Annotated in this window: 21 protein-coding genes and 1 tRNA gene; 11 read left to right on the plus strand and 11 right to left on the minus strand. The window is 61.9% G+C overall.

Features of this window, described 5'->3' with window-relative positions; all coding sequences use genetic code 11:
- Positions 1 to 54: 54 nt before the first annotated feature.
- Positions 55 to 744, plus strand: a complete 690-nt coding sequence (locus tag ACEOAC_RS02795; RefSeq protein ID WP_006461355.1) for a MarC family protein — start codon at positions 55 to 57, stop codon at positions 742 to 744.
- 23 nt (positions 745 to 767) lie between these two features.
- Here ACEOAC_RS02795 and ACEOAC_RS02800 read toward each other — a convergent pair whose 3' ends face one another.
- From ACEOAC_RS02800 to ACEOAC_RS02815, 4 genes are all read right to left on the minus strand, one after another.
- Positions 768 to 1,421: an LON peptidase substrate-binding domain-containing protein gene (locus tag ACEOAC_RS02800; protein WP_077236298.1), complete on the minus strand. Its 654-nt coding sequence runs from the start codon at positions 1,419 to 1,421 to the stop codon at positions 768 to 770.
- 22 nt (positions 1,422 to 1,443) lie between these two features.
- Positions 1,444 to 2,973: a SpoVR family protein gene (locus ACEOAC_RS02805; protein WP_077236230.1), complete on the minus strand. Its 1,530-nt coding sequence runs from the start codon at positions 2,971 to 2,973 to the stop codon at positions 1,444 to 1,446.
- Positions 2,970 to 4,238, minus strand: coding sequence for a YeaH/YhbH family protein (locus tag ACEOAC_RS02810; protein WP_006461358.1), 1,269 nt, complete (start codon positions 4,236 to 4,238; stop codon positions 2,970 to 2,972). The genes ACEOAC_RS02805 and ACEOAC_RS02810 overlap by 4 nt, the downstream gene beginning before the upstream one ends.
- Positions 4,239 to 4,340: 102 nt before the next feature.
- Entirely contained in the window at positions 4,341 to 6,263 is a 1,923-nt protein-coding gene (locus ACEOAC_RS02815; RefSeq protein WP_006461359.1) for a PrkA family serine protein kinase, read from the minus strand.
- 1,184 nt (positions 6,264 to 7,447) lie between these two features.
- Here ACEOAC_RS02815 and rpmH point away from each other — a divergent pair.
- The 7 genes from rpmH (at position 7,448) to ACEOAC_RS02850 (ending at position 12,762) form a co-directional block, all read left to right on the plus strand.
- Positions 7,448 to 7,585 (plus strand): 50S ribosomal protein L34, encoded by a 138-nt coding sequence (rpmH, locus tag ACEOAC_RS02820; protein ID WP_006461360.1) that lies wholly within the window; start codon positions 7,448 to 7,450, stop codon positions 7,583 to 7,585.
- 26 nt (positions 7,586 to 7,611) lie between these two features.
- Positions 7,612 to 8,025 carry a ribonuclease P protein component gene (rnpA, locus tag ACEOAC_RS02825; protein ID WP_413443921.1) on the plus strand — a complete coding sequence of 138 codons (414 nt, stop codon included), beginning with the start codon at positions 7,612 to 7,614 and terminating at the stop codon, positions 8,023 to 8,025.
- 6 nt (positions 8,026 to 8,031) lie between these two features.
- Positions 8,032 to 8,373, plus strand: a complete 342-nt coding sequence (gene yidD, locus ACEOAC_RS02830; protein ID WP_102662790.1) for a membrane protein insertion efficiency factor YidD — start codon at positions 8,032 to 8,034, stop codon at positions 8,371 to 8,373.
- A 16-nt stretch (positions 8,374 to 8,389) separates the two neighbouring features.
- A complete protein-coding gene (yidC, locus tag ACEOAC_RS02835; RefSeq protein ID WP_006461363.1) occupies positions 8,390 to 10,105 on the plus strand; it encodes a membrane protein insertase YidC in 1,716 nt (571 codons plus the stop codon).
- Between the two features lie 150 nt (positions 10,106 to 10,255).
- A complete protein-coding gene (gene mnmE / locus ACEOAC_RS02840; RefSeq protein WP_241811241.1) occupies positions 10,256 to 11,656 on the plus strand; it encodes a tRNA uridine-5-carboxymethylaminomethyl(34) synthesis GTPase MnmE in 1,401 nt (466 codons plus the stop codon).
- A gap of 326 nt (positions 11,657 to 11,982) precedes the next feature.
- On the plus strand, positions 11,983 to 12,576 hold the full coding sequence (locus ACEOAC_RS02845) for a nitroreductase family protein (RefSeq protein WP_077236226.1): 594 nt from the start codon (positions 11,983 to 11,985) through the stop codon (positions 12,574 to 12,576).
- Positions 12,577 to 12,685: 109 nt separating this feature from the next.
- Positions 12,686 to 12,762: transfer RNA gene (locus tag ACEOAC_RS02850), tRNA-Asp, on the plus strand.
- A 262-nt stretch (positions 12,763 to 13,024) separates the two neighbouring features.
- Here ACEOAC_RS02850 and ACEOAC_RS02855 read toward each other — a convergent pair.
- On the minus strand, positions 13,025 to 13,912 hold the full coding sequence (locus tag ACEOAC_RS02855; RefSeq protein WP_077236225.1) for a LysR substrate-binding domain-containing protein: 888 nt from the start codon (positions 13,910 to 13,912) through the stop codon (positions 13,025 to 13,027).
- Between the two features lie 172 nt (positions 13,913 to 14,084).
- Between ACEOAC_RS02855 and ACEOAC_RS02860 the strand changes: the two genes are divergently transcribed.
- Together ACEOAC_RS02860 and ACEOAC_RS02865 are read left to right on the plus strand one after the other, a co-directional pair.
- On the plus strand, positions 14,085 to 14,897 hold the full coding sequence (locus ACEOAC_RS02860; RefSeq protein ID WP_413444993.1) for a class II aldolase/adducin family protein: 813 nt from the start codon (positions 14,085 to 14,087) through the stop codon (positions 14,895 to 14,897).
- A gap of 68 nt (positions 14,898 to 14,965) precedes the next feature.
- The gene (locus ACEOAC_RS02865) at positions 14,966 to 16,279 is read left to right on the plus strand and encodes an MFS transporter (protein ID WP_413444992.1); all 1,314 of its coding nucleotides are present in this window, start codon (positions 14,966 to 14,968) and stop codon (positions 16,277 to 16,279) included.
- A gap of 96 nt (positions 16,280 to 16,375) precedes the next feature.
- On the opposite strand, the gene fusA is transcribed toward ACEOAC_RS02865, so the two are convergent.
- The gene (gene fusA / locus ACEOAC_RS02870; RefSeq protein ID WP_006461379.1) at positions 16,376 to 18,481 is read right to left on the minus strand and encodes an elongation factor G; all 2,106 of its coding nucleotides are present in this window, start codon (positions 18,479 to 18,481) and stop codon (positions 16,376 to 16,378) included.
- 230 nt (positions 18,482 to 18,711) lie between these two features.
- Here fusA and ACEOAC_RS02875 point away from each other — a divergent pair, with 230 nt between their 5' ends.
- Positions 18,712 to 19,347 (plus strand): TetR/AcrR family transcriptional regulator, encoded by a 636-nt coding sequence (locus tag ACEOAC_RS02875; protein ID WP_006461380.1) that lies wholly within the window; start codon positions 18,712 to 18,714, stop codon positions 19,345 to 19,347.
- A 95-nt stretch (positions 19,348 to 19,442) separates the two neighbouring features.
- Here the strand turns inward: ACEOAC_RS02875 and ACEOAC_RS02880 are convergent, their stop codons facing one another.
- From ACEOAC_RS02880 to ACEOAC_RS02900, 5 genes are all read right to left on the minus strand, one after another.
- On the minus strand, positions 19,443 to 20,369 hold the full coding sequence (locus tag ACEOAC_RS02880) for a recombination-associated protein RdgC (RefSeq protein WP_413444991.1): 927 nt from the start codon (positions 20,367 to 20,369) through the stop codon (positions 19,443 to 19,445).
- 139 nt (positions 20,370 to 20,508) lie between these two features.
- Positions 20,509 to 20,700, minus strand: a complete 192-nt coding sequence (locus tag ACEOAC_RS02885; protein ID WP_413628675.1) for a SlyX family protein — start codon at positions 20,698 to 20,700, stop codon at positions 20,509 to 20,511.
- Complete coding sequence (locus tag ACEOAC_RS02890; RefSeq protein ID WP_413628676.1) at positions 20,697 to 21,995, minus strand: TIGR03862 family flavoprotein; 1,299 nt, start codon at positions 21,993 to 21,995, stop codon at positions 20,697 to 20,699. Before ACEOAC_RS02890 ends, ACEOAC_RS02885 begins: the two co-directional genes overlap by 4 nt.
- A gap of 94 nt (positions 21,996 to 22,089) precedes the next feature.
- On the minus strand, positions 22,090 to 22,833 hold the full coding sequence (locus tag ACEOAC_RS02895; protein WP_006461384.1) for an amino acid ABC transporter permease: 744 nt from the start codon (positions 22,831 to 22,833) through the stop codon (positions 22,090 to 22,092).
- Positions 22,834 to 22,922: 89 nt separating this feature from the next.
- On the minus strand, positions 22,923 to 23,732 hold the full coding sequence (locus ACEOAC_RS02900) for a basic amino acid ABC transporter substrate-binding protein (RefSeq protein WP_413443951.1): 810 nt from the start codon (positions 23,730 to 23,732) through the stop codon (positions 22,923 to 22,925).
- Positions 23,733 to 23,907: the final 175 nt, after the last annotated feature.

Below are 23,907 nucleotides of genomic sequence, written 5' to 3' on the forward strand. Positions count from 1 at the left end.
TCAGCTACGCTGCCGGGTCAACCGATCAATGCATTTCCGAGCGCCCATTCCGCCATGTTCATCCTCTTCCTCAAGGCCGTGGTCCTGATCCCGATCACGCTGCTGCCCATCCTCAATCCGCTGGGCATCGCACCGGTGTTCGCCAACCTGCTGGGCAACGTCAGCCGCAGCACCGAGAAGCGCATTGCGCGCCAGGTGGCCATCAATTGCTGGTTCATGCTGGTGGCGGCGATCTTCATCGGTTCGCATGTGCTGACCTTCTTCGGTATCTCGCTACCCATCGTGCGCGTGGGCGGTGGCCTGCTGGTGGCGGTATCGGGCTGGAAGCTGCTCAACGACAACAGCCAGGACAGTTCCATCCCCACGCAGGTCGCCAAGACCTATGACGAAGACCTGCCCGATGAAGAGATCAAGGCGCGCAGCTTCTATCCCATGAGCTTTCCCCTCACCGTGGGACCGGGCACGATTGCCGCCTCCATCACGCTGGGTGCCAATACGCCCACGCGCCTGCTGGACTGGGTGATTTCGGTGGGCAGCGCCGCGCTGGGGGCCGCGCTGACGGCGCTGGTGATCTTCCTCTGCTACAACTACGCCCACAAGCTGGTCAACCTGATGGGGCGCCTGGGCACCATGGTGGTGCTGCGCCTGTCGGCCTTCATCCTGTTGTGCATCGGTATCCAGATCTTCTGGTCGGGATTGTCGGCCTTGCTGGCCGAGGCGGGGATCAGCGGGGTCGCGCCGTAACGCAAGGGATAAGGGGTAGGCGGCTACTTCAGCCAGCCCAGTTCATCCAGCGCGTCCTGCACCAGCTCCAGGCGGAGCACGGGGTTGTCCAGCGCCAGCAGGCTCTGCTTGAGTTCGACTGTGATGGGCATCATCTCGGCCCAGCGGTTGGCGACCCAGCCGCAATCGTCCAGCCGGTAAGGCGCCGCGATCGGTACCTCGCTCTCCGGCAGGCCCTGGCGCAATACCGACTGCAGCAGGTTGTCCAGCGCCTGCGCGGTGTTGCCCAGTTCCTCGGGAATCGTCACGGCGCGATCGGCCTCCATCATTTCCACCTGGGCCGTCCACAGGCCATGCTTCTGCTGTTCGGCCTGCAGGATGCGGAAGCGCTCGTCACCCAGGCAGGCCACCCGCATCAGACCGGGGGATGGCGTACTCCACTCCTTGATGCGGGCCATCGTGCCTACGCCGACGAAACGCTCGCTCTGTCCCGGACGACGGACCTCGGAGCCTGCCGTCAGGGCCACCACGCCGAAGCCACTGCCTTCGGCGATGCACTTGCCGATCATGTCCAGATAGCGCACCTCGAAGATCTGCAGTGGCAGCCGCCCTTCGGGAAAGAGCGTGCTGGCCAGCGGAAACAGCGGGATGGTTCGGGCCGAGATCGGCGGGCGCGGGGTGGCGGGGGCAGCGGGCATCATCACTCCTGATGGCGATCAGTCATGAGCGCAGAGCATACCTGTTCTCGGCCACGCATTCATAGCGTTGCACAATGTAGCCGTTGTCATCCACGCTCTCCAGATAGACGTCGAACTGCCACAGCCGGGCCATGTGTCGCAGCACCTCATTGGTGCTGTCGCCCAGCGAGCGGCCGTCACTGCGGAAGTGGCGCAACGTCAGGCTGCGGTTGCCGCGCGTGTTGACCGACCAGACCTGGATGTTGGGCTCGCGGTGGTTGATGTCGTACTGCCGCGAGAGGGCCTGGCGCACATACTGGAAGCCGCGCTCGTTGTGGATGGCCGAGACCTCGATCTCGCTGCGCGTCTCATCGTCCAGCACGGCGAACATGCGCATGTCGCGCATGAGCTTGGGCGAAAGATACTGGGCGATGAAGCTCTCGTCCTTGTAGTTGCGCATCACGTATTGCAGGGTATCGAGCCAGTTGCTGCCGGCGATCTCGGGGAACCATTCGCGGTCTTCATCGCTGGGCTGTTCGCAGATGCGGCGGATGTCGCTCATCATCGAGAAGCCCAGGGCGTAGGGGTTGATGCCGTTGTAATAGGGCTTGGTGATGGGCGGCTGGAACACCACATTGCTGTGCGAATGCAGGAATTCCATCATGAAGCCATCGGTCAGGCGACCCTGGTCGTAGAGCGTATTCAACAGCGTGTAATGCCAGAAGGTGGCCCAGCCCTCGTTCATGACCTGGGTCTGGCGCTGCGGATAGAAATACTGGCCGACCTTGCGCACGATGCGGATCACTTCACGTTCCCAGGGCTCCAGCAAGGGCGCGTTCTTCTCGGCGAAGTAGAGCAGGTTTTCCTGCGGCTCGGAGGGGAAGCGGCCTTCGACAGCAGCGGCGGCCGTTTCCTTCTTCGCCGGCAGGGTGCGCCAGAGTTCGTTGACCTGCGACTGCATGTAGGCTTCGCGCTCGCGCTGACGCGCCTTTTCCTGCGCCAGCGACAGCCGTTGCGGGCGCTTGTAGCGATCCACGCCGTAATTCATCAGCGCATGGCAGGAGTCCAGCAGCTCCTCGACCCGCTCGAAGCCATGACGCTCTTCGCACTCGGCAATGTAATTGCGTGCATACACCAGGTAATCGATGATGGCACTGGCATCGGTCCACAACTGGAACAGGTAGTTACCCTTGAAGAAGGAGTTGTGTCCGTAGGCCGCGTGAGCGATGACCAGGGCCTGCATGGTCATCGTGTTCTCTTCCATCAGGTAGGCGATGCAAGGGTCGGAGTTGATCACGATCTCATAGGCCAGGCCCATCTGGCCCCGCTTGTAGTCGCGTTCGGTCAGCATGAAGTGCTTGCCGTAGGACCAGTGTCGATAGTTGACCGGCATGCCGTGCGAGGCATAGGCATCCATCATCTGTTCGGCCGAGATGATTTCCAGCTGGATGGGATAGATGTCCAGCTCGTAACCCTTGGCCACCCGGGCGATTTCATCGTTGTAGCGTTCGATCAGATCGAAGCTCCAGTCCGAGGGGCAGGGCAGGGGGTCATGCTTGAAGCGGCTGTTCATGCGTGCACCTGCTTTTCAAAGAGTTCGCGGAAGACCGGGTAGATCTCGGCGGCCGACTGCACCTTCTTCATGGCGAAGTGCGGGTGCGACTCGATCAGTTGCATGTACTCGGTCCACAGGTTCTGTTCCGGATCGGCCACCTGGATGTAGGCGAAGTAGCGCGTCAGCGGCAGGATGGCCGACTCCAGCAGCTCGCGGCATTTCGGGGAATCGTCGTTCCAGTTGTCGCCGTCGGAGGCCTGCGCACCGTAGATGTTCCATTCGCTGGGAGAGTAGCGCTTGGTGATGATGTCGTGCATCAGTTCCAGGGCGCTGGAGACGACGGTGCCCCCACTTTCCTGCGAGTGGAAGAAGGTGTTTTCATCGACCTCGTCAGCCCGTGTGTGGTGGCGGATGAAGACCACTTCGATGTGCTCGTAATTGCGCGTGAGGAAGAGATACAGCAGGATGAAGAAGCGCTTCGACAGATCCTTGCGCTGCTCATCCATCGAGCCCGACACGTCCATCACGCAGAACATCACCGCACGACTGGAGGGTTGCGGTTGACGCACCCGGTTCACATAGCGCAGGTCGAAGGGGTCGATGAAGGGGATGCGCAGGATGCGGGCGCGCAAATGCTTCACTTCCTCTTCCAGCAACTGGATGTCGGCGCTGTGCTCCTCGGGTTTGCGCTTCATCTCGGCCAGCGTTTCCTCGGCCACGTCGAGCTGGCGCTGCAAGGGACCACCCAGGGCGATGCGGCGGCCCAGCGAGGAGCGCAGCGAGCGCACCACGTCGATGTTGTTGGGCGAGCCATCCACCGAATAGCCGGCGCGCTGGTTCTTCCAGCTTGGTACCTGCAGCAGGTTGGTTTCCACCAGGCGCGGCAGTTCGAGGTCCTCGAAGAAGTAATGCATGAATTCTTCGCGGGTCAGTTCGAAGGTGAAATCGTCCTGTCCTTCGCCGTCGTTACTGGCACTGCTGCCGCCTCCGCCGCCGCTGCCACCGTTCTGGCGCGGGATGCGGTCACCCTGCAGGTAATCCTGGTTGCCCGGATGCACGGCTTCGCGCTTGCCGCCCTTGCCGTGATGGAAGAAGGGCTCCGAGACATCCTTGCGCGGGATGCTGATGCTCTTCGACTTTTCGAGATCGGTGATGCTGCGGTCGCGCACTGCGTCCGCCACCGAACGTTGGATATGCCCCTTGAAGCGCCGCAGGAAGCGCTCCCGGTTGGCGATGCTCTTGTTCTTGCCAGCCAGCCTGCGGTCGATGATCTGATGCAGCACTCGGTTCTCCTGCTAGTGGTCGGCGGTGCGCCAGGCGCACGGCGCCGAAGGGTCGCCACGCGCATCGCCACGCATGCCGCGGACGATGCGCAACAGCGGCGCTTACGAGGACTTGCGCACGCGCAGGTACCATTCGCACAGCAGGCGCACCTGCTTGGGCGTGTATCCCTTGCTGACCATGCGATTGACGAAGTCTTCGTGTTTCTGCATTTCCTCGGTGGAACCCTTGGCATTGAAGGAGATCACCGGCAGCAGGTCCTCGGTGTTGGAGAACATCTTCTTCTCGATCACCACACGCAGTTTTTCGTAGCTGGTCCACAGCGGGTTCTTGCCACCGTTGTTGACCCGGGCGCGCAGTACGAAGTTGACGATCTCGTTGCGGAAGTCCTTGGGATTGCTGATGCCGGCCGGCTTCTCGATCTTTTCCAGTTCCGCATTCAGGGCGGCGCGGTCGAAGCTCTCGCCGGTGTCGTGATCGCGGTATTCCTGGTCCTGGATCCAGAAGTCGGCATAGGTCACGTAACGATCGAAGACGTTCTGGCCATATTCCGAGTACGACTCCAGGTAGGCGGTCTGGATTTCCTTGCCGATGAATTCGGCATAGCGCGATGCCAGCGTGTCCTTCACGAAGGAGAGATATTTCTGCTCGGCTTCCTGCGGGAACTGTTCACGCTCGATCTGCTGTTCCAGCACATACATCAGGTGCACCGGATTGGCCGCGACCTCGGTGGTATCGAAGTTGAATACCCGCGACAGAATCTTGAAGGCGAAGCGGGTGGAGATACCGTTCATGCCCTCATCGACACCGGCATAGTCGCGGTACTCCTGATAGGACTTGGCCTTGGGATCGGTGTCCTTCAGGTTCTCGCCGTCATAGACCTGCATCTTGGAGAAGAGGCTGGAGTTTTCCGGCTCCTTCAGGCGGGTGAGGACCGAGAACTGCGCCATCATCTTCAGCGTGCCCGGTGCGCAAGTGGCCTTGGCCAGCGAAGAGCTGCGTATCAGTTTTTCATAGATCTTGATTTCTTCGGACACGCGCAGGCAATACGGCACTTTGACGATGAAGATACGGTCCAGCAGCGCTTCGTTGTTCTTGTTGTTGCGGAAGGCCTTCCACTCCGATTCGTTGGAGTGGGCCAGGATGACGCCATCGAATGGAATCGCGCCAAAGCCTTCGGTGCCCTTGAAGTTGCCTTCCTGGGTTGCCGTCAGCAGCGGGTGCAGGACCTTGATGGGCGCCTTGAACATTTCTACGAATTCCAGCAGGCCCTGGTTGGACAGGCACAGTCCGCCCGAATAGCTGTAGGCGTCGGCATCGTCCTGTGAATACTGTTCCAGCTTGCGGATATCGACCTTGCCCACCAGGGTCGAGATGTCCTGGTTGTTCTCGTCGCCCGGTTCGGTCTTGGAAATGCCGATCTGGCGCAGGATCGACGGGTAGCGCTTGACCACGCGGAACTGGCGGATGTCGCCGTTGTACTCGTGCAGGCGCTTGACGGCCCAGGGGCTCAGGATGGGCTTGAGGTAGCGGCGCGGGATGCCGTACTGTTCCTCCAGGATGGCGCCATCCTCGTCATAGTCGAACAAGCCCAGCGGCGATTCATTGACCGGCGAACCCTTGATGGAATAGAAGGGCACCTGCTCCATGAGCTGCTTCAGGCGCTCGGCGATGGAGGACTTGCCGCCGCCCACCGGACCCAGCAGGTAGAGAATCTGCTTCTTCTCTTCCAGGCCCTGGGCGGCATGGCGGAAATAGGAAACCACTTGCTCGATCACTTCTTCCGCGCCGTAGAACTCCTTGAAGGCGGGATAGACCTTGATGACCTTGTTGGCGAAGATGCGCGAGAGGCGCGGATCTTCCCGAGTGTCGACCTTCTCCGGCTCGCCGATGGCCATCAGCATCCGTTCGGCAGCCGATGCATAGACTGCCGGGTCGTTCTTGCAAAGATTCAGATACTCTTCAAGCGATAATTCTTCTTCTCTGGTCTTGTCGAACCGGCTTGCAAAGCTGCTGTAGATATCCATACCACCTCCGTCGCTCTCAAAAAAGTACGAAACAGATTCATATGTCTGGACTTGCCATCTGCGGTTATCGAAGAACGCGTCGGTGACTCGGAAAAGCGTCATTGCCGGTGTGTTCTTTGAAAGCCGTAGCGTCTACAGCGTGATGCGAAGAACTTTTCAGTTCTGTTTTTTATTCTAGTCCTTTTTTACTTCGTCTTTTGCTTCCAGGTAGTGATCCATTGTGACCGGCATGGTTCATCTGATGCGAAGATTTTCTGAACTGCCGGACGTCATGGCGAAAACGATCCATCTGATGAGAACGATCCCTTCGCGCCATTCTTACGCGCTATTTGCGAAGCAAGCTTCTGTCCATGCTCTTTCAATGTGCGGATTGCTGCAGCGGTTGACCTCACGGTGCGCTATTTTCGCGCAGCGTGCCATCGTAAAAACCCTGATGGCCGTCGGGAGAAAACCGGCAGACAATATCCGCCTGGTCAGATTGGCAGGCGTTCCCGCCTGTGTTTGTCGTCTCCTGGTTGCGGTGCGATTTGCACACTGATGACTACCCCTAGTCCCTTATAGCTGGAATCGTGCCAGCCCGGTATGACTTATTTCTACCAGCGGCGTGGAGCCAGCATCTTTTTTGTAACGAGGGCGGTCGCAAGCCTGGGGTGTTGCTGTTCTGCCTCATCCCTTGGGCCAGTACGGCGCTGTGAAATGCTTTAGATGATTTTCGCAGTTGAACATGAGGCGCACGCATGGGCTCCATGCGTTGACAGAATTGCAGTGGCGGGAGGGGATGGGAATCATGTCGTCATGGCAATTTCTTTCCTGTCCCTCTCGTCGGCGAGGCTAATCTGCCACGTTCCTGTCGCGAACTCGGCCGTTGGCTGCCATCAGCGGCCTCAAAAGCGCATAAGTCATTGACAGCTAAGTAGAAAATGCAGTCTAATTCAGGGTTCACCATCTGAAGAATTGCGCGCGGTGCCGTCGCAGTGCTGTTTCAGTTGCAGGTCGCCCGATTACCTCCGGTAAGCCAGGCCGCCAGCGACAGAGGCCAACAAATGGTGTCAGCGATGCAGGGGCTGCCGGCTTATATGGCGGCAGGGCATCGGTGATGCGGAACAGGCACACCGAAAGCGGTTCCAGAATTCCGATTTATTTTTGCTGTTTGCTCCAAGGCAGCCCAACTTAGCGAGTCCAACATGAAACGTACTTACCAACCTTCCGTCGTGCGTCGCAAGCGTACCCATGGTTTCCGTGCCCGTATGGCAACCCGTGGCGGCCGTGCCGTGATCAACGCCCGTCGCGCCAAGGGCCGCAAGCGTCTGGCTGCTGTTTAAGCCAGGGCATTGCGCTGCCGTTTCGAGTGACGGACGTCCGCTCACCGCTTCCAGCACGTCAAGCAGGCGACTTCCCACGCGATCGGCGAATCGTTAAAACGGATGAGTTTTCATCCGTTTTTCGTTTGCGCCCCGTGTATCGTACCGAGCACTTCGTGTTGTATGCGCGCCGTAACAGCCTGCCGCAGGCCCGCCTTGGCGTGGTTGCGGCCAAGCGGCTCGCGCCGCGTGCCGTGACCCGCAATACGATCAAGCGTGCCACGCGCGAGCTGTTCCGCCAGGCCGAATTGCCCGCCGTGGATTGCATCGTGCGCCTGTCGCGCCCGGTCAATTCACGCAAGGATCCGGCACGCAGCGCCAGCGTCAAGGCCATTCTGCGGGCCGAGTTGCTGCAGTTGTTCGCCTTCTTGCCGAACGCGCCGGCATTTGCCAGGAAATAGGAAGTGATGAAAACGCCTTTGCTCCTGCTGTTACGTGCCTACAAGCTGGGAGTAAGCCCGTTCCTGGGGCAGAATTGCCGTTTCTATCCCAGCTGTTCCGACTATGCCGCCGAGGCGGTGCGCGTACATGGCGCGCTCAAGGGCAGCCTCCTGGCCGGCAAGCGCCTGTGCAAATGCCATCCCTGGCATGCCGGCGGACTGGATTTCGTGCCGGGTTCGGCCGAAGCGCGGGCGCATGCGATGAGCCAGTCTTCCGCGTCTTCTCCCGATTTTCCGAATACTTCGTCGCAGCCCCCGGCTGCGCGGGTTTCTCCCCCTGTGGCCGCTGACGGTTGCAGCCACTCCTGAACTCATCAATACGCATATGGATATCAAACGTACCGTCCTGTGGGTTGTATTCTCCTTCTCCCTGCTGCTGCTCTGGGATAGCTGGATGCGCCATAACGGACATCAGTCGATGTTCTTCCCGTCGGCCACCCCGACTCAGGAGCAAGCCGCCGCCAATCCGGCCGCACCCACCGCCAGCCCGACCGGTTCGCCTGTCCCGCAGGCAGGTACGCCGGCTCCGGCCGCTGCCGGTACCCCTGGCGCAGTGCCGGGCGCGGACGGCAATGCCGTGGCGACCAAGGGCGAAACCATCACCATCACGACCGATCTGGTGAAGGCCAGCATCGACACCGTCGGTGGCGAACTGAAGCGCCTGGAACTGCTCAAGCAGCCGGACGTGGTCGATCCGACCAAGAACGTGGTGCTCTTCGATTCCGAACCCGGCCATATGTATCTGGCCGAGTCGGGCCTGATCGGCGGTCCCTTCCCCAACCACAAGACCATCTTCACCGCCCAGCCGGGTCCGCGTTCGCTGGACAACGGCAATGAAGTGCAGCTGGTGCTGGTGGCCGACCAGGGTGGCGTGAAGCTGACCAAGACCTACACCTTCAAGCGCGACAGCTACCTGATCGACGTCAAGCACACGGTGACCAACGCCACCGGCGCGGCCATCAATCCCTCGCTGTACCTGCAGCTGGTGCGCGACGGCAACAAGCCAGGCGGCGAGTCGCACTTCTACAGCACCTTCACCGGCCCGGCCGTCTACAGCGACAGCGAACACTTCGAAAAGCTGGACTTCGAGAAGATCGCCAACGGCAAGCAGCAGCACGTGAACAAGGCCGACAACGGCTGGATCGCGATGGTGCAGCACTACTTCGTCTCGGCCTTCATCCCGCCGGAGAAGGCCCAGCGCGACGTCTTCAGCAAGAAGGTCGGCGACAACCTGTATGCGGTCGGTTCCATCCTGCCGCTGGGTACCGTGGCGCCCAACGCCAGCGTGACCATGGACAGCCAGCTGTACTCCGGCCCCACCGTCTCCAAGACCCTGCAGGCCATCGCCCCGGGCCTGGACCTGGTGCGTGACTACGGCCACCTGACCGTGATCGCCGAGCCCATCTTCTGGCTGATGACCCACATCCACAACCTGGTGGGCAACTGGGGTTGGACCATCATCCTGTTGACGGTGCTGATCAAGCTGGTGTTCTTCCCGCTGTCGGCTGCCAGCTATCGCAGCATGGCCAAGATGAAGGCGGTCTCGCCCAAGATGCAATCCATCCGCGAACGCCACAAGGGTGATCCGCAGGCCATGAACCGCGAGATGATGGCGCTCTACAAGACCGAGAAGATCAACCCGCTGGGTGGCTGCCTGCCCATCGTGATCCAGATCCCGGTGTTCATCGCGCTGTACTCGGTGCTGCTGGCATCGGTGGAAATGCGTGGCGCGCCGTGGCTGGGCTGGGTGCATGACCTGACCGCACCGGACCGCCTGTTCGGCACCATCCCCTACTTCAACATGCCCATCGGCCTGCTGCCCATCATCATGGCTGCCTCGATGTTCCTGCAGACCAAGCTGAACCCGACCCCGCCGGATCCGGTGCAGGCCAAGGTGATGATGTTCATGCCGCTGGTGTTCTCGTTCATGTTCTTCTTCTTCCCGTCCGGCCTGGTGCTGTACTGGGTGACCAACAACATCCTGTCGATCGCGCAGCAATGGGTGATCACCCGCAATATCGAGAGCGGCAAGACCAAGTAAGCCGGTCCCTGTCGTCATCGAAGAAAAAACCCGTGGAATCCACGGGTTTTTTTTCGGTCCTACGCTCCTGTCGGGTTTAACATTGACCCTGCCGCCGGCCCGAAGGGGGGATCCGGCGTGTTTTGATCACACAACAACAAGTAGACGCAGATGACTTTCGATTCTTCTCCCATTGCCGCCATCGCCACCGCACCCGGACGCGGCGGCATCGGCGTGGTCCGCATTTCCGGCAAGAACCTGGCACCGGTGATCCGCGCGGTATGTGGGCGCGACAGCCTGGCGCCGCGCCACGCCACCTACCTGCCTTTCCTCAACGAGGACGGCAGCGCCATCGATCAGGGTCTGGCGATCCATTTCCCGGGCCCGCATTCCTACACCGGCGAAGACGTGCTCGAACTGCAGGGCCATGGCGGCCCGGTGGTGATGCAGATGTTGCTGGCACGCTGCGTCCATGCTGGCGCCGAGATCGGCCTGCGCCTGGCCGAGCCGGGTGAATTCACCCAGCGCGCCTTCCTCAACGACAAGATCGACCTGGCCCAGGCCGAGGCCGTGGCCGACCTGATCGAAGCCACCACCGAGGCGGCCGCCAAGTCGGCCTCGGAGTCGCTCTCCGGCGCATTTTCCAAGGTGATCCATGAGCTGGTCGATCAGGTCACCCGACTGCGCATGCTGGTGGAGGCCACGCTGGACTTCCCCGAGGAAGAGATCGACTTCCTCAAGCAGAGTGATGCGCGTGGTCAACTGGCCACCATCCGCAGCACGCTGGAAGATGTCTTCCGCCATGCCGCCCAGGGCGCCCTGCTGCGCGACGGTCTCAACGCCGTGCTGGCGGGCAAGCCCAATGTCGGCAAATCCTCGCTGCTCAATGTCCTGGCCGGTTCGGACGTGGCCATCGTCACCCCCATCGCCGGTACCACCCGCGACAAGGTGACCCAGACCATCCAGATCGAAGGCATGCCGCTGAACATCATCGACACCGCCGGCATCCGCGAGGCTGGCGCCGATGGCAGCGGCCCCGACGAGGTCGAGCGCATCGGCATCGAACGCACCTGGGCCGAGGTGGCCAAGGCCGATGTCATCCTGCACATGCTGGATGCCGACCGTGGACCGACACTGGAAGACGAAAATATCACCGCCCGTTTCCCCGAGGGCGTGCCGATCATCCGCATCTGGAACAAGATCGACCGCTCCGGCCACAAGCCGGCGGTGGACCAGATGCCCGACGCCACCCATGTCTACCTGTCGGCGGCCGAAGGGCAGGGCGTGGAGTTGCTGCGCGGCGAACTGCTGCGCATCGCCGGCTGGCAGCAGACGGTGGAATCGCGCTACCTGGCACGTGAGCGCCACCTGCTGGCCTTGAAGGCGGCCGATGAGCACCTGGCCCAGGCAGCGGCCCATGCGGCACTGGACAACGAGGCCGGCGAGCACGCGCTGGACCTGTTCGCCGAAGAGTTGCGGCTGGCGCAGGAGCGCCTGTCCAGCATCACCGGCAAGTTCACACCGGATGACCTGCTGGGCGTGATCTTCTCGCGCTTCTGTATCGGCAAGTAGGCGTGGCACCGATGGGACGGCGGATGGCGTGGATGCCATTCCTGACAGATTCCCCACAGTCCACTGCAGAATTGCAACGGATGTTACAGCGTGTAAAAAGCTTGGAGGCTGGAGGCGAGCATCGTTATTCTGAAGTTCCTCCCCCTCCAATTCATCACCCCTGAGAATTGGATTTAACCCGCCGCCGCAAGGTGCGCGGGTTTTTTTATGGCTGGAGCGGCCGTGCAGCCGCCGCCCTCTTTGCTGCCCTGCACGAAAAAGGCGGCGCTGCTAATATGCCTGCTGCCTGAATTCATCCCTCAAAAACAACTTCACAGGAAAAGAGCATGTCCGCCAATCCGCGTAACGCCGACTACCCCATCGATCCGCAATTCCTGAACCGATGGTCCCCCCGCGCCTACAACGGCGCCGAGATTGCCGAAGAAACCGTACTGACCTTCCTGGAAGCCGCCCGCTGGGCGCCCTCCGCCTACAATGCCCAGCCCTGGCGCTTCGTCTACGCCCGTCGCGGCACCCCTGCATGGGACAGCCTGCTGGGCCTGCTCAATGAATTCAACCGATCCTGGTGCGCCAACGCGTCGGTCCTGATCGTCGTGCTGTCGCGTACCGTCATGCTGCCCCCTGGCGCGACCGAAGTCGTCCCGGCCCCGACCCACTCCTTCGACACCGGCTCGGCCTGGGGCTACCTGGCCCTGCAAGCCTCGCTGTCCGGCTGGCATGCCCACGGCATGGCCGGTTTCGACAAGGACAAGGCCCGTACCGAACTGAACGTACCGGCCGAATTCTCGGTGGAAGCCATGGTCGTCATCGGCAAGCTGGGCGACAAGTCCGTCCTGCCGGAAGGCCTGCAAGCCCGCGAAGTCCCCAGCCCGCGCGAACCGCTGTCGAAGCTGGCATTCGAAGGCAAATTCAAGGCGTGAGCCTGACCGTAAAATATTTCGCAATTTTATGAAGAGGGGCTAGCTTTTTGAAAAAAGCTCTCCTATAATAGCGTTCTTTCAGCAAGCAAAGACAGCTGAAACGGTTTTAGGAGTGGTAGTTCAGTTGGTTAGAATACCGGCCTGTCACGCCGGGGGTCGCGGGTTCGAGCCCCGTCCGCTCCGCCAAATAAAACGCCTCGTTCGTAAGAACGGGGCGTTTTTGTTTTTGCGCAGCGAAAACATGCGGAGTGGAGGGAGCCGCCTGCGCGGCCCCCGGCGGGGCGAGAAGGGAATCGCTTGCAAGCGATTCCGCGGCCTGCGCATGTGTAGGAGAGCCCCTGCCGCTGTGCCAGATAAAACGCCTCGTTCGCAAGAACGGGGCGTTTTTGTTTGTTATGCGCTTGTATAAACAAGCGGACTAGCCGCGTTGCACGTGGTCTTCGCCGGTTTAGCCCGCAGCCGTACGTATCCATTCCCTGAATGCCTTCACCGCCCGCATGCCGGCGTCTCCCCGGCGATAGCACAGGAAGTGCATCTCTTTTTGGATGGACTTGAAGACATTCTCGTCCAGCCGCACCAGGTCGCCGCGCGCCAGTTCGGTCTCGGCGAAGCGCGCCGTCTCCAGCGCCACGCCCAGGCCATCGACGGCGGCGGCTACTGCCAGCGAGCCACGGTCGAAGGAGGGATGGGCGCGCGGCGGCAGGCGTACGCCGTGCAGGTCGAACCAGTCCTTCCAGCGCACCGGATTGAGCTTGGATTCGATCAGGGTGAGTTCCAGCAGATCCAGCGGCCCACGGATGGCATGACGCTGCAGCAGAGCCGGAGAGCACAGCGGTACGGTCGGTTCCATGCCCAGGGCTTCGACGAGGACGCCATCGCGGTGCGGCGGAGCGCCGTAGGCAATGTCGATATCGATGGCGGCATCGCGCTGCAGGTCGATGGGCTCGGCACTGGTGGACATCTGTAGGGTGATCGCCGGATGCGCCTGCATGAACTGCCCCAGGCGCGGACTCAACCACTTGCTGGCAAAGCTGGGCGCGCAATGCACCGCCAGTACGGCCCGCTCATCGGCCTGGCGGAACACCGCACAGGCGTCTTCGATCGCATCGAAGGCCGGGGAGAGCTTGCCCAGAAACAGCTGACCCTGGAGGGTCAGCGTCACCCGCCGGGTCTGGCGGATGAACAACTCCTTGCCGCACCACTCCTCGAGCGAGCGTACCTGGTGACTGATGGCCGAGGTGGTCAAGTGCAGCTCCTGTGCCGCCAGTGTGAAACTGCCCAGCCGGGCAGCAGCCTCGAAGGCACGTAGCGAGAAGAAGGAGGGCAGTTTGCGCATGGCGGATGGCTGGCAGGGTGGAGTGTGCGGCGGATGGGCTTATGGTTGAGCCGGATTCAACAATCGGTGAAAAGAGGTCTTTTGTCAACGCGCGGGCGTACTGCCACCATGGCAGCCAGCCGTCAGGAAGACTACCTGCGCCCCTTCATTCCCGATAACAGGAGACCGCATCATGCTCGACACCGTCAAACGCACCTCTGTCTACCAGCCCGAGCAATTGGGCCTGAGGTTCCCCGAGATTCCCGAGTTCAAGAGCTTCGACGAGCATCGCCTCTACCTCAAGAAGCGTCTGGTCGCGGCTTGCCGCGCCTTCGGCCAGCAAGGCTTCGACTATGGCTTCGCCGGCCACCTGACGGTGCGCGACCCGGAACGTCCCCACCTGTACTGGACCAATCCGATGGCGGTGCATTTCAACCAGGTGCGCATTTCCAACCTGATCCTGGTGGATCACGAAGGCCGCGTGGTCGAGGGCGATTACGCCGTCAACCGCGCTGGCTTCGTGTTGCACGCCGCCGTGCATGAAGCGCATCCCGAGATCGTCGCCATGTGCCATGCCCACACCGAGTACGGTACCGCCTTCTCCACGCTGGGCCAGCCGCTGTTGCCGATCAGCCAGGATGCCGCCGCCTTCTTCGAAGACCACGTGGTCATCGGCGACGAGGCCGGCCAGGTCGCCGTCGAGGTCAAGGCCGGGCATCGCGTGGCCAATGCCTTTGCCGGCGTGAAGGCAGCCATCCACCAGAACCACGGCCTGCTGACCGCCAGCCGCCACAGCATCGAATCGGCGGCCTTCTGGTTCATCGCCCTGGAACGCTGCTGCAAACAGCAGTTGCTCATCGCCGCCAGCGGCCAGACGCCACGCCTGGTGCCCGAAGACAAGGCCCGCTACAGCCGCGAACACGTCGGTAGCGACTATATCGGCTGGTTACACTTCCAGCCCATCTACGACGACCTGGTGGCGACCCAGCCCGACATGTTCACCTGAGCCGGCAATAGCGGCTGAGCCCCCGCAGAGGCGGCCGGCCAGCAGTACCCCATCACAACGGAGACCCCATGACCACCACTATCGCCACCGGCCAGGCCGGGCTTGCGCCGGCCGCCGAAGAGCGGCTCTATGCCAAAGTCACCTGGCGCCTGATTCCCTTCCTCTTCATCTGCTACGTGGTCGCCTACCTCGACCGCGTCAACGTCGGTTTCGCCAAGCTGCAGATGCTGAATGAACTGCAGTTTTCCGAGGCCGTGTACGGTCTGGGCGCCGGTATCTTCTTCCTCGGGTATTTCATCTTCGAAGTGCCCAGCAACCTGATGCTGCATCGCTTCGGCGCGCGTCGCTGGATTGCCCGCATCATGTTCAGCTGGGGCATCATCTCCGGCGCCATGATGTTCGTGCAGACGCCTACCGTCTTCTACATCATGCGCTTCCTCCTGGGCGTGGCCGAGGCCGGCTTCTTCCCTGGCATCATCCTCTACCTGACCTACTGGTATCCCTCGGCCCGACGCTCCAAGGTGACGTCGCTGTTCATGACCGGCATCCCCATGGCCGGGGTACTGGGCGGTCCGTTGTCGGGCTGGATCCTGGCGACCTTCGATGGTGCGCATGGCATGGCGGGATGGAAGTGGCTGTTCCTGATCGAAGCCTTGCCTTCGCTGCTGCTGGGCGTGATGGTGCTCAAATACCTGGACGACGGGATCAACAAGGCTTCCTGGCTCAACGATGACGAGAAGCGTCTGCTGCAGGCCAATATCGACGCCGACGACGCCAAGGTCAGCGAGCATTCGATGCTGGGTGGATTCCGCCATCCGATGGTGTGGGTGCTGTCGGCGGCCTACTTCGGTTTCATCATGGGCCTGTATGGCATCGGCTTCTGGTTGCCAACGTTGATCAAGGCTTCCGGTGTGAGCAGCCCTGAAACCATCGGCTGGCTGGTCGCCATCCCCTATGCTGCGGCCACCCTTGCAATGATCTGGACCAGCACGCATTCCGATCGCACCGGTGAACGCCGTTGGCACGTGGCCCTGCCGGCGCTGTTAGGGATGGTCGGCCTGATTGCCAGTACCCTGCTGCCGCAGACGCCGCTGGTGGCCGTGGCCACGCTGACGCTGGCGACCATGGGCATCATTACCGGCCTGGCGCAGTTCTGGTGTCTGCCACCGGCCTTCCTGCGGGGTGCCGCTGCCGCCGCAGGGATCGCAGTCATCAACTCGGTGGGTAACCTGGCCGGCTTTGTCAGCCCCTTCATCGTCGGCTGGATCAAGGACGTTACGCACAGCACCAACAACGGCCTGTATGTGATCTCGGCCAGCCTGGTCGTGGCAGCGGCGATTGCCCTGTCGATGGCCAGGGAGAAAGTCAACCAGCCACGTTGACTGGCCGTCTCTAAAAATAAAGCCGGGACATCGCAAGATGCCCCGGCTTTGTGACTACCCGGCGTAGTACCCCGGTTGCCTGCGCAGGCCAGGCAATCAGCCGCGGGCCTTGTTACCGGTCAATTGCTCCACCACCTGCCGTGGCGCCTCGGCATAGTGCTTGAACTCCATCGAGTAGGTGGCGCGACCCTGCGACAGTGAACGCAGCGTGGTCGAGTAGCCGAACATTTCCGACAGGGGGACTTCGGCGCGCACCAGCTTGCCGCCGCCGACCATGTCTTCCATGCCCTGCACCATCCCGCGCCGCGAGGACAGGTCGCCCATCACGTTGCCCATGAATTCCTCGGGCGTTTCCACCTCGACCTGCATCATCGGCTCCAGCAGCATGGGACCGGCGCGCTTCATCGCTTCCTTGAAGGCCATCGAGCCCGCCATGCGGAAGGCGTTTTCGTTGGAGTCCACGTCGTGATACGACCCGAAGGTCAGCGTGGCCTTCACGTCCACCACCGGGTAACCCGCCAGCACACCCGCCTTGAGCGATTCCTGGATACCCTTGTCCACCGCCGGGATGAATTCGCGCGGGACCACGCCACCCTTGATGGCATCGACGAATTCATAGCCCTTGCCGGCCGGTTGCGGCTCCAGCTTGATCACCACATGGCCGTACTGACCGCGTCCGCCCGACTGCTTGACGAACTTGCCTTCCACGTCTTCCACGCCCTTGCGGATCGCTTCGCGGTAGGCCACCTGCGGCTTGCCGACGGTGGCTTCGACGTTGAACTCGCGCTTCATGCGGTCCACCAGGATTTCCAGGTGCAGCTCGCCCATGCCCGACATGATGGTCTGGCCCGATTCCTCGTCGGTATGCACGCGGAAGGACGGATCCTCCTGCGCCAGGCGGTTCAGGGCAATGCCCATCTTTTCCTGGTCGGCCTTGGTCTTCGGTTCCACCGCCTGCGAGATCACCGGTTCCGGGAAGATCATGCGTTCCAGGATGATCGGGTGCTCCGGGTCCGACAGCGTGTCACCGGTGGTCACGTCCTTCAGGCCCACGGCCGCCGCGATATCGCCGGCGAACACTTCCTTGATCTCCTTGCGCTCGTTGGCGTGCATCTGCAGGATGCGGCCCAGGCGTTCCTTCCTGCCCTTCAGCGGGTTGTAGACCGTGTCGCCGGAGTTGATGAGGCCGGAATACACGCGGAAGAAGGTCAGCTGCCCCACGAACGGGTCGGTCATGATCTTGAAGGCCAGGGCCGAGAACGGTTCCTCGTCCGACGGATGGCGCTCGATCTCGCTGTCGTCCTCGGCATGGCCGGCGATGGCCGGCACGTCGATGGGCGAGGGCAGGTAGTCGATCACGGCATCCAGCATGGCCTGCACGCCCTTGTTCTTGAAGGCGCTGCCGGCCAGCATCGGCACGATCTCGTTGGCCACCGTGCGCAGGCGCAGGCCGCGCTTGATGTCGTCCTCGGTCAGGGGCGTACCGGAGAGGTATTTCTCCAGCAATTCCTCATTGGCCTCGGCGGCCTGCTCGACCATGCGGTCGCGCCATTCGCGTGCGGTCTCTTCCAGCTCCAGCGGGATGTCTTCGTACTTGAACAGCACGCCCTGGCTGGCCTCGTCCCAGATGATGGCCTTCATCTTGACCAGGTCGATCACACCCGAGAAGTGGTCTTCCGCGCCCACCGGAATCTGGATGGGGACGGCTTTGCCCTTCAGGCGTTCTTCGATCTGACGCTGCACGCGGAAGAAGTCTGCGCCGATGCGGTCCATCTTGTTGACGAAGGCGATGCGCGGCACCTTGTACTTGTTGGCCTGGCGCCAGACGGTCTCGGACTGCGGTTGCACGCCACCCACCGAGTCGTACACCATCACCGCGCCATCCAGCACGCGCATGGAACGCTCCACCTCGATGGTGAAGTCCACGTGGCCCGGGGTATCGATGATGTTGATGCGATGCTCGGGGTAATTGCCGGCCATGCCCTTCCAGAAGGCGGTGGTGGCGGCCGAGGTGATGGTGATGCCGCGTTCCTGCTCCTGCTCCATCCAGTCCATGGTGGCCGCACCGTTATGCACTTCGCCGATCTTGTGATTCACACCCGTATAAAAAAGAATGCGCTCGGTGGTCGTGGTCTTGCCCGCGTCGATGTGGGCGCTGATACCGATGTTGCGGTAGTTTTCTATTCGGGTCTTGCGGCTCATGGCATGTCCTTTCGATGGGTGCCTATTTGACTGATGAGGTGGGAAACAGGTGGTCATGGACCACCAATCCTGTTCGGTACACGCTTATTTATGTAACGAGCATTAGATAATAGAAACGACTGCGGGATTATTCAAGGGGTTTGCAATTATTTTTGTAACCCCGATTAAAATAAACTACACTGCCTGACGTATCCATTACCGATTGGGGTAACACCCCGCAAAGGACACCGATGATAAGAACCCGCGGCCGCCCGCGCAGTTTCGATCGCGATCAGGCATTGCGCCAGGCCATGCAAGTCTTCTGGAACAAGGGTTACGAAGGCACCACCATGGCCGACCTGACCGATGCCATCGGCGTGAAGGCCCCAAGCCTGTACGCCGCCTTTGGCGACAAGGATGCCTTGTTCCGCGAGGTGGTGGAAGTCTATTCGCGCACCGTCAGCGCCGAACCCTTGCGCCTGTTGCAGGCTGGAAAGGGCATACGCGAAGATCTGCAGGCCATGCTGCGCGCCAGCGTGCGCATGTATTCCGGCAAATCCGAGTTACCGGGATTGCCGGTTGGCAAAGGCTGCATGGTGGTGATTTCCGCCATCAACTGTGCCCCCGAGAACAGCGAACACAGTGATGCGCTGTCGCAACGCCGGCACAAGCGCCGCAACGAGATCCGTGCCCGCCTGCTGCAGGCGCAACGCGATGGCGAGATTCGCGCCGATGCCGACGTGACCGCGCTGGGCGATTTCTACACCAGCTTCCTCAATGGACTGGCGCTGGGCGCCCGGGACGGGGTGTCCAATGCGCGGCTGGCCGCCACGCTCAAGCACGCCATGCTGCCGCTGGAGAGCGTGCTGGTGGAAGCGGGCAGTTGACACTGCGATGCCAGTGCTGGCAAGGGACATAAAAAAACGGGAGCCGAGGCTCCCGTTGTTCATTGGCTTGCTTGCAGCAGCTCAGGCCTTAGTCCTCAGGCCGCTTGTGCCAGGGTGCCGTCATTTTCCTTCAACTGGCCGCCCAGGGCGTCCACCAGCGCGGCCAGCAGCTTGGCCAGTTCGCCGCTCATCAGCATGAAATCGCCGTCGAAGCGTTCATCGTCGTTCTTGCCGGCGATTTCGCTGTCTTCCTTGAGCACGTCCAGCGGCGCGATGCGCTTGACCGACAGGTTCTCGGTCAGCACGAAGGACACCTTGTCCGCCCAGGTCAGGGCCAGGCGGGTGCACTGCTTGCCGGCCTCGATGTGGCGGCGGATGTCTTCCGCTTCCAGTGCGTGGCGGACATAGCGCACGGTGGCCTTGCTCTCGGCGGTGGAGCGCAGTTCGGTATCCTGGTCCACGGTGAAGCCGTTGGGGGCTTCATCGCTGACCAGCCAGTCGGTCATCGCCGCGCCTGGCGACATGACCGTACGCAGCGTTTCCAGCGGGAACTTCGGAATGGCCTTGAACAGCAGTTTCAGGACTTCCTCGGCCTTGGAGGGCGAGCCGGCATCGACCAGCAGCCAGCCATTGACCGGATCGATCCACACCCAGGTGCTGCGCACCACGGAAAAGGCGCGTGGCAGCAGCTCATCGGTGACCTGCTCCTTCAATTCCTTGGTCTGCTTGCGGCCGGGCGGGAAGCCCTGCTGTTCTTCCAGCTCGGCGGCGCGGGCCTTGGTGACCTGGTTGATGACGGTCGAGGGCAGCAGTTTCTTTTCGGTATCGAGCTTGAGCAACAGCTGGCGGTTCACCACATGCACCAGCTTTTCATTGTTGCGCGGCGGGACCCAGCCCTGGCTTTGCATGTCCAGGCTGGAGCAGGCGGTGAAGGCCTGCGGTGCCAGGTGGGATTCGAGTTCGTCGGCGTTGATCGCCCACGGTGCGGGCAGACGATAGATCTGTAGATTCTTAAACCACATAGGCTTCCGGAGGCAGGGGCAAAAAGGAAGATTTTACACGTCCGTCCCGACACAAGCGATGTCGGATTGTCCACGTCCGTCCCTGAATTCTCCATCCCGCGACAGTGCCGTCGCCTATGGTTCAGTAATGCGGCGGCCTTTAATTGGCCGCCGCACGATCCTGGCTGCTGTCGGACATTTCCTTGAAGCGTTTGGCCAGGGCATGCAGCAGCATTTCCAGTTCCTCGATCTTCTTCTGCTGGCGATAGACGGTCTGGTTCAGCTCATCCACCAGGTCTTCCTGATGGGCGATCTTCATCTCGATGTCGATGATGCGGTCTTCGTTGATCACTTCTGTCCTTCCGTAGAGGGGGTGGCCAGGCCGGCATGGCGGCCTTCGTCCTTGAGCCATTGGACTACGCCAAGGCCGGCGGCATGGCCGGTGGCGAAGCAGGCGGTGAGCAGGTAGCCGCCCGTGGGCGCTTCCCAGTCCAGCATTTCGCCGGCGCAGAACACACCCGGCAGGGCGCGCAGCATCAGTGCGTCGTCCAGCGCCTCGAAGCTGACGCCACCGGCACTACTGATGGCTTCCTCGATCGGACGCGGTCGCAACACCGGCAGCGGCAGTGCCTTGATGGCACGCGCCAGTTTGCCCATGTCGGCGAAATCTTCCTTGCTCATCAATTCGCGCAGCAGGCCGGCCTTGACGCCCTTGAGATGCAGGCGGCTCTGCAGGTGGCTGGACAGCGAGCGGGCGCCCCGTGGATGGGCCAGCTCGGCTTCCACCTTTTCCAGCGACCAGTCCGGCAGCAGGTCCAGGTAGAGGCGGGCCGATCCGGTGCTGGCGATGGTCTCGCGCAGGGCGGCCGACATGGCATAGACCAGGCTACCTTCGATGCCTTGTGCGGTGACGATGAATTCACCGCGACGATTCTGTACGCCGCCGCTGGGCAGCGCGGTACTGGCGACCACCGGCTTGACCGGCTCGCCGGCGAAGCGCTCGCGGAAGTGTTCGCTCCAGTCCAGTTCGAAGCCGCAGTTGGAGGGCTGCAGCGCAGCGACCTCGACCTGCCGTTCACGCAGCAATGGCACCCAGCTGCCGTCCGAGCCCAGGCGCGGCCAGCTCGCTCCGCCCAGGGCCAGGACCACGGCGTCGGCGCGCACGCTGATGTCGCCCTCGGGGCCGGCCAGACGCAGGCTGCCATCGTCCTGCCAGCCCAGCCAGCGATGGCGCATGTGCAGGCGCACGCCGGATTCGCGCAGGCGATGCAACCAGGCGCGCAGCAGCGGTGCAGCCTTCATCTCGCGCGGAAAGACCCGGCCGGAACTGCCGACGAAGGTATCGATGCCCAGTTCGTGAATCCACTGGCGCAGGCGATCCGCATCGAAGCGGCGCACGAAGGGCGCGACCTGCTCGCGGCGATTGCCGTAGCGCGGCAGGAAGTCGGGCTGCGCTTCGGAGTGCGTGATGTTCATGCCGCCACGCCCGGCCAGCAGGAACTTGCGGCCGGCTGAGGGCATGGCGTCATAGACATCCACGGCCAGGCCATGGGCGGCCAGCACTTCGGCCGCCATCAGCCCGGCCGGGCCGGCACCGATCACGATTGCGCGGCCGTTGCCAGGGGTGTTGCTTGGGAGAGTCTGCATCTGTGTCATGCGCGGGATGATACCGCCCGCCTGCGCTGAGCGCACGCGATTGCCGCACATTGCTGCGGTGGCAGTCAGTAGTGGTCAGCTGCGATCAACGACGATGCGGTGCGCTGTACTTGTTTTCCAGGCGCGACACGACCAGCGCCAGGCAGATGGTCATGGAGAAATACAGTACCGAGATGGTGATATACGGTTCCCAGTAGCGGGCATAGGTGCCGGCCACGGTACGGGCCGCATACGCCAGTTCGGCCAGGCCGATGGCCGAGACCAGGGACGAATCCTTCAGCAGCGTGATGGCTTCGTTGCCCAGCGGAGGCAGCATGCGGCGAAAGGCCTGGGGCAGCACCACGTAGCGCATCGTCAGGCCGTAGTTCATGCCCAGGCTGGCGGCGGCATAGGACTGGCCGCGCTCGATGGACTGGATGCCGGCGCGGAAGATTTCCGAAATGTAGGCCCCGGCATTGAGCGACAAGGCCACCGTACCCGACAGGAAGGCGCCGTAGTCCTGCTTGATGGTCCTGGCCAGTTCACCGCTGATCAGGAGGCCATGTTCCTGCTGCACCAGCAAGGGCATCACTGCAAAGTGGATCAGCATGATCTGCACGAACAACGGCGTGCCACGGAAAAAGGCCACATAGAAGCCGGACAGCCAGCGCAGGCATCTGAGCGGCCACTTCCAGGCGCCGTGCTGTACCTCGGCCAGGCGCAGCATGCCCACCAGCAAGCCGATCACGGTGCCGATCAGGATACTGATCAGCGACACCTGCAAGGTCATGAGAACGCCCTTGGCGAACAGCGGCGCATAGCCTTGGATGATGCTCCAGCGGAAATCCATGTCGGACTCGATCGGTGATTGAAGAAATCGGGTGTCGAAAATGCAGGACGGCGGCATGGCGCCGCCGTCCTGTCTTGGCAGCGGTCTGCTTACTTGCCGAAGTATTGTGCGCTGATGGCGGCGAAGCTGCCATCGGCCTTCATCTCGGCCAGGCCCTTGTTGATCCTGGCCAGCAGTTCCGGATCATCCTTGCGCACGGCGATGCCGTAGTCTTCCTTGGGGAAATCCGGATCGGTGACGGTGCGCAGCTTGCTGTTGGGGTTGTTGGCGATGTAGTTCTTGACCACCGGCTCATCGGCCACGACCGCATCGACGCCACCGCTTTCCAGTTCCTTCAGGGCCAGCGGGGTCGAGTCGAAGCGCTTGATCCTGGCGCTGTTCTTGCCCAGCACCTGCTGCACCAGTTCGTCACCGGAGGTGGCGCTCTGGGTGCCCACGGTCAGGGGCTTCAGGTCGGTCATCTTGCTGACCTTGGTATCAGCGGCCGGCAGGGCGATGGTCTGGGTGGCCACGAAGTAGGGCTCGGAGAAGGCCACCGACTTCTTGCGCTCGTCGGTGATGGTGATGGCCGAGATCAGCAGGTCACGGTCGCCCTGCGCCAGGAAGTTGAAGAAGCCTTCGAACGGGGTCGGCACGAACTTGACTTCGATGCCGATCTTCTTGGCCAGCGCCTTCATGATGTCGATGTCGAAGCCGACCACTTCCTTCTGTTCGTTTTCCGAGGAGAAGGGCGCATAGGCCGATTCCACGCCGACCACGTACACGCGTGCCGGGGCGGCCTGCGGCGCGGCGGCGGCGCTCTTGTCTTCCTGCTTGCCGCAGGCAGCCAGGCCCAGCATGCCGACGAAGCCGGCGGTCAGCGCCAGCGCGCGGGCGTGGCGGGAGAACATCTTGATCATCTTGTGGATTTCCTTGTCTGGAATGGTTGGGCGGAGCAAGGCGGCACGCGCGGATGGCACAGCCGGTGATGTTGCTCCGGTGAAACTCGGGGATTTTTTAGCAGGCGGCATTTTAAACCGCGAGACGGCCGGGGCGGGCGCTTGCACATCAAATCCGGGCAAATCGCACAATATA

Origin of the sequence: Herbaspirillum frisingense, assembly GCF_047325095.1 — a bacterium.
Taxonomy (GTDB): domain Bacteria; phylum Pseudomonadota; class Gammaproteobacteria; order Burkholderiales; family Burkholderiaceae_D; genus Herbaspirillum; species Herbaspirillum frisingense.